This window comes from Streptomyces carpinensis (assembly GCF_002154505.1).
Taxonomy (GTDB): domain Bacteria; phylum Actinomycetota; class Actinomycetes; order Streptomycetales; family Streptomycetaceae; genus Streptomyces; species Streptomyces carpinensis.
The window spans coordinates 1-5,577 of sequence record NZ_MUBM01000494.1; the positions used below are offsets into that span (position 1 = coordinate 1).

The window sequence follows — 5,577 nt, forward strand, 5'->3', positions numbered from 1 at the left end:
CAGGCGGACGGACGGCCCTCCGGCCGCGCCCACGGCTGCGCGCGCCCGGTCCCCGGCCCGGTCCGAGCCACCGAGGCGAGCAGGCGAACCCACTACACCGCGCAGGCGAACAGGCGCCCCTGCGGCCCCGCGCACGGCTTCGGCGACGGTGCCGGGGCGCCGAGGCCCGTCGTCGCCTTCCGCCCGTGCCACCGGAGGCCGCCTCGCGGGTGTCGTCGCGGCCGGCTCGGGGATGTCGGTCATCGGGCGCCCTCCGCCGCCCTGGCCATGAGGGCCGTCGAGGAGCGGCCGTTCAGGTACGGCAGCAGGACGGCCTGGCCGCCCCATTCCTCCAGCAGGGCCGCCTCCGGGAGTTCGGCGCCCGCGTAGTCCCCGCCCTTGACCCAGACATCGGGGCGGAGTTCGGCGAGAAGGCGTTCGGGGGTGTCCTCGTCGAAGACGGCGACGGCGTCGACGCAGGCCAGGGCGCGCAGCACGCGTACGCGGTCGGCCAGGGGGTTGACCGGTCGTCCCTCGCCCTTGCGGCGCCGCACGGAGGGGTCGGAGTTGACGCAGACGACGAGGCAGTCGCCGATGCGCCGGGCGGCCTGGAGAAGGCCGACGTGTCCGGCGTGCAGCAGATCGAAGCAGCCGCCCGCGGCCACCACCGTGCCGCCGGTCGCCCGGACCCGGGCGATCAGGTCGGCGGGGTCGTCCCCCACGTGCACGGCGCCGGCGGTGTGCTCGGTGCCGAGCAGGCCGCCCGCCCCGCCGGCGCCCACGAAGGCGGTCGCCGCGGTGACGGCGCCCTCCACGGCCTCCCCGACGAGTGCGCCGTCCGCGAGCAGCCCGGCCGCCGCGGCGGCGAAGCGGTCGCCGGCGCCGCACGGGTCGCCGTGGTGGGCGGCCGTCACCGGCACCAGAAGGGGGTGTTCGCCGTACGACAGCAGTGCCCCGCGCGCGCCGAGGGTCACCGTGACGGCGGCGACCCGCCAGTGCCGTACGAGCGCGCCGGCCTCCCGGGCGACGGTGCGCAGTTCGCTGCCGGGAGCGTCGCCGCCCGGCGCCCTCGCCTCACCGCCGTGGTCCTGGTCCTCGGTCAGTGCCGCCGCGAAGCCGTGGGCCTCCGTGCGGGCCGGGGTGACCAGGCGTGTGCCCGGTACCGGTGGGCCGCCGCGCGGGTGCGGGTCCCAGACCTCCGGGGGACGCCTGCGCAGCTCGGCCCGCAGGGTGTCCGCCGCGCCGCGGCCGTAGTCGGAGACGAGGACGGCGGACGCGCAGGCCAGCGCCCTACGGGCCTCGTCGGTGGCCTCGCGGGCGTGGCCGGAGCCGTGGTCGAGGCGGACGACCGGGCGGTCCTGGGCCAGTACGCGGGTTTTCTGCGACACCTCGCCGCTCATCGGGAGCGGGACCACGGTCAGCCAGGGGTCGAGGAGCCGGCGCAGCTCCCGGCCGGCCGGGCCGTCGTCCAGGCCCGTGACGAGGGTGACGTCGCGGCCGTCGCGGGCGGCCAGGTACGCGGCGAGGGCGGCGCCGCCCGGCCGTACCCGCTCCGCGCAGTCGGCGACGACCGGGACGGGCGCGTCGGGCGCCAGCCGGTCCGCGTGTCCGGTGAGGTCGCGGTCCAGCAGGGCGTCGCCGACCACGACCAGGGGTGCCTTGCCCGTCATGTCACCTCCCGCCCCGTTCGAGCGCCGCGTCGAACGCCGCGCAGACCATGTGCACCGCGACCAGGTGGAGTTCCTGCACGGTGGCCGTGGAGGCGCCGGCCGCGCAGAGCGCCTCGTCGCTGCCCGCGCTGAGCGGGTTGGGCGCGGGTCCGGTCAGCGCCCACACGTGCATGCCGGCGGCCCGCCCCGCGTCGGCGGCCGACAGCAGGTTGGCGCTGGCGCCGCTGGTGGACAGCAGCATCAGCACGTCCCCGTCGCGGCCGTGGGCGCGCACCTGGCGGGCGAAGACCTCGTCCACGCCGTAGTCGTTGGCGATCGCGGTGGTGCTGGAGGTGTCGGCGTGCAGGGCGATCGCGGAGAACGGCGGGCGGTCGTCGCGGTAGCGGCCGACGAGTTCGGCGGTCAGGTGCTGGGCCTGGGCGGCGCTGCCGCCGTTGCCCGCGGCGAGCAGCCGTCCGCCGCCGCCGAGGACGGCGGCGAGCCGCTCGCCCCACCGCTGGGTGATGGGCGCACAGGTGCGGAACCGTCCGAGGGCGACGAGGAGTTCGTCGCAGTGCCCGGTGACGGCCGGTGTCTCGACGCTCATGACGTCACCTCCGAGGAGTCGGTGTTCATCACGCCACCTCCGAGTTCACTTCGCCGCCGGCCGTGCCGCCGACCCGCCGGTAGACCTGTTCGGCGCCGTCGGCGACGCGCTGCCAGGTGAAGCGGGCGAGGACGCGGTCCCGGCCGGCCGTTCCGTAGCGGCGCCGCAGCCGGTCGCTGCCCAGCAGGTCGCGGGCCGCGGCGGCGACGGCCGCGGGGTCGCCCTCCCTGACCAGCCGGCCGGTGCGCCGGTCGGCCACCGAGTCGCGGTGGCCGCCCACGTCGGTGGCGACCACGGGCACCGCGCACGCCATCGCCTCCAGCGGCACGATCCCGAACGGCTCGTACGCCGGTGTGCACAGCACCAGGTCGGCGCTGCGCATCAGCGCGGGCATCCGGGCCGGGTCGACGGCGCCCAGCAGCCGCACCCGGTCGCCGACCCCCTCCGCCACGGCCAGTTTCAGCAGGCGTTCGGCCTCGGGTTCGGTGCGCAGCAGCTCGGGCGGCGGGCCGCCGGCGACCAGCAGCTCGGTGTGCGGGATCCGGGTCAGGGCGCGGATCGCCTGGTCATAGCCCTTGCGGCGGACCAGCCGGCCGCAGGCGAGCAGCCGGTGGCGTTGCTCGCGCACGGGTGCGGTGCCGGTGTCGGCGCCCGGGTGGAAGTGGGCGGCGTCGACGCCGCAGGGCACGACGGACACCCGGCGCGGGGAGACGCCCATGGCGGCGAGTTCCTGCACCTCGTCGGTGCAGGTGGCCAGGACGCGTTCGCAGGTGCGGCCGATCTGCCGCTCGACGCCGATGCGTTCGACCGGACTGGTGTCGGCGCGGCCCTGGTGGCGGCGCTTGACGGTGCCGAGGGCGTGGAAGGTCTGGACGACCGGGATGCCGTACGGCCCGGCGCCGAGCAGGGAGGCCATGCCGGACATCCAGAAGTGGGAGTGCGCCACGTCGGGCCGGTCGCGGCGCCAGACGCGCACCAGGTACGAGCCGAAGGACGGCATGTGCGCGAACAGGTCGTCCTTGGGGAGGGGTTCGGGCGGCCCGGCCGGCACGTGCTCGACGACGGCACCGCCGGGCAGCGGCACCCGGTCGGGCAGGTCGGTGGCGTCGCGCCGGGTGTAGACGGTGACGTCGTGTCCTCGGCGGGCCAGTTCCTCGGTGAGACGGGCGACGTACACGTTCTGGCCGCCGGCGTCGACCCCGCCGAGCGCGGCGAGCGGGCTCGCGTGCTCGGACACCATGGCGATCCTCATCGGGTCACCTCCTTCAGCAGCCGCTCCCAGTCGTCCAGGAAGCGGGAGAGCCCGTAGCGGGTGAGCGCGGCGGCCCGTGCCCGCTCGCCGACGGCGCGGGCGAGCAGCGGGTCGGCGACGAAGTCCCGTACGGCGTCGGTCAGTACGTCGATCCGGTTGGACACCACTCCGGCGCCCGGGGGCACCGCCTCGGTGGCCTCGGTGGTGGCGAGGGCGACCACGGGCATGGCGAGGTGCATCGCCTCCAGCAGGGACAGGCCGAGGGAGGTCCAGCGGATCGGGTGGAGGTAGAGACGGCGCCTGGCCATCGTCGTGTGGAGCTCGCGCTGGACGAGTTCGTGCGAGCGGCAGCGCCCGGGCGGCAGGCCGAGGTGGCCTGCGAGCCCGTCGGTCCGCATGCCGAAGACGTCCAGCGGGACGGCCCGCGCGAAGGCGGGCAGCAGGTCGGTGCCGGTCGTACGGCCGCGCCGGATCGGCTCGTTGACGACGACCGCCGCGTGCGGCAGCTCGCCGGTCCACAGCGGGCCGGGGTCGACGATGCCGTGCTCGATGACGACGGTCTCGGCGCCCTCGGCGTCCCACATCAGGCGGTTGAAGTGGGTGACGTGGACGAGCGGCACGTCACCGGGCAGTTCGGCGACGGGGTGCCGGGTGTCGGGGACGTCTCCGTGGGGGGCGTTGTGCTCCAGGTACACCATCGGCGGGCAGCGCCCCAGCCACTGCCGTACGAGCTCGTACTCGTGCGGGCGTTGCAGGACGACCAGGTCGATGCCGGCGTCCCGCAGTCGCTCCGGCGGGAGTTCGATCACCGACTCGGGCCAGTCGAAGGTGCGGGCACGGCCGAGGCCGTCGGGTCCGCGGTCGGGGGTGACGGGGACGATGTAGGTGTGCGGGCCCTGGACGAACGCGGTGGTCCAGGAGCCGTGCACGTGCCAGATGAGGATCCTCACGGCGTCATCACCTTCTCCACGGCGGCGAGCACGTCGTGCGCGGTCACCGACTCCAGACAGGGGTGTCCGGGCACCGGGCAGGCGCGGGCACGGCTGCCCGCGCAGGGCGCGTCCTGGTCGCCGAGCAGCACGTACGGCACCCCGTAGGGGCGCCAGCGTTCGGCGGGAACGACCGGTGCGAACAGGGACACGACAGGGGTGCCGACGGCGGCGGCGAGGTGCGCGGGGCCGGTGTTGCCGGTGACGACCGCGCGGGCGCCCGCCAGGACGCCGGAGAGTTCCGCGGCTCCGGTGCGGCCGCCCAGGTCGAGTCCGTGCCCGGCCGCCACGCGCGAGGTCAGGTCCCTCTCCCCCCGTCCCCCGGTCACCACCACCCGGTGTCCGGCCGCGGCGAGTTCACGCACGGCCTGCGCACAGCGCTCGGGGCTCCAGGCACGGGCGGGGACGCTGGCGCCCGGGTGCAGCACGACGTACGGCTCCCGTCCGGTCAGGCCGGTGGTGTCCGGCGGGGGCAGCACCCGCAGGCGACCGTCGTCGGCGCGCGGGAACCCCGCGGCCTCGGCGAGGTCGAGCGCGGCCTCGGCCTCGTGGGCGTGCGGGGCGCGCTGGTGGCGTACGTCGAGCAGGGTGCCCGGGTAGTCCACGCTGTCCGCGGCGATGTGCCGTACGCCCGCCAGGCGCAGCAGCAGCGCGGTGGGCAGCGGGGACTGGTGGAAGGACGTCAGCACGAGGGCGGTGTCGGCGTCGAGGGAGTCGAGCAGCCTGTCGATCTCGCCGCGGTCGACGGGCGGCGGCTCGAAGGAGGACCAGGGCGCGTCCCACACGAGGATCTCGTCGACGCCGGGCAGCAGCCGCGCGGCGGGCTCGCCGCGCGGCCCGCACAGGAGGGTGACCCGCTCGGCGCGCGCGGCGACGGCGCGCACGGCGGGCCCGGCGAGCAGTACGTCGCCGAAGCTGTCGAGACGGGTGACGAGAGCCTTCATCACGTCCTCCGGCCGGCTCGTTCGGGCGCGGGCCGCTCGGTGCCGGTGGCGCGGGCAGCCTCGGCGGGGCGTTCGCCGGCCAGGTCGTGCCCCAACGGCGGGCCGGTCAGCACGGCGCGCGCCGCGGTGAGCAGGTCGGGGGCCACGTGGTCGGCGG

General features: G+C 76.5%; 5 protein-coding genes. All 5 read right to left on the reverse strand.

Annotated elements, in window-relative coordinates; genetic code table 11:
• Nucleotides 1-239: 239 nt before the first annotated feature.
• From rfaE2 to BZY54_RS44555, 5 genes are read right to left on the reverse strand one after another with little or no spacing between them, the layout of a single operon-like run.
• Nucleotides 240-1,649: a D-glycero-beta-D-manno-heptose 1-phosphate adenylyltransferase gene (gene rfaE2, locus BZY54_RS44535; RefSeq protein WP_086731060.1), complete on the reverse strand. Its 1,410-nt coding sequence runs from the start codon at nt 1,647-1,649 to the stop codon at nt 240-242.
• Between the two features lies 1 nt (nt 1,650).
• Nucleotides 1,651-2,235 (reverse strand): D-sedoheptulose-7-phosphate isomerase, encoded by a 585-nt coding sequence (locus BZY54_RS44540; RefSeq protein WP_086731061.1) that lies wholly within the window; start codon nt 2,233-2,235, stop codon nt 1,651-1,653.
• Nucleotides 2,236-2,263: 28 nt separating this feature from the next.
• A complete protein-coding gene (locus BZY54_RS44545; RefSeq protein WP_086731062.1) occupies nt 2,264-3,487 on the reverse strand; it encodes a glycosyltransferase in 1,224 nt (407 codons plus the stop codon).
• Entirely contained in the window at nt 3,484-4,437 is a 954-nt protein-coding gene (locus tag BZY54_RS44550) for a glycosyltransferase (RefSeq protein ID WP_086731063.1), read from the reverse strand. The genes BZY54_RS44545 and BZY54_RS44550 overlap by 4 nt, the downstream gene beginning before the upstream one ends.
• A complete protein-coding gene (locus BZY54_RS44555; RefSeq protein ID WP_086731064.1) occupies nt 4,434-5,420 on the reverse strand; it encodes a glycosyltransferase family 9 protein in 987 nt (328 codons plus the stop codon). Before BZY54_RS44555 ends, BZY54_RS44550 begins: the two co-directional genes overlap by 4 nt.
• Nucleotides 5,421-5,577 lie beyond the last annotated feature (157 nt).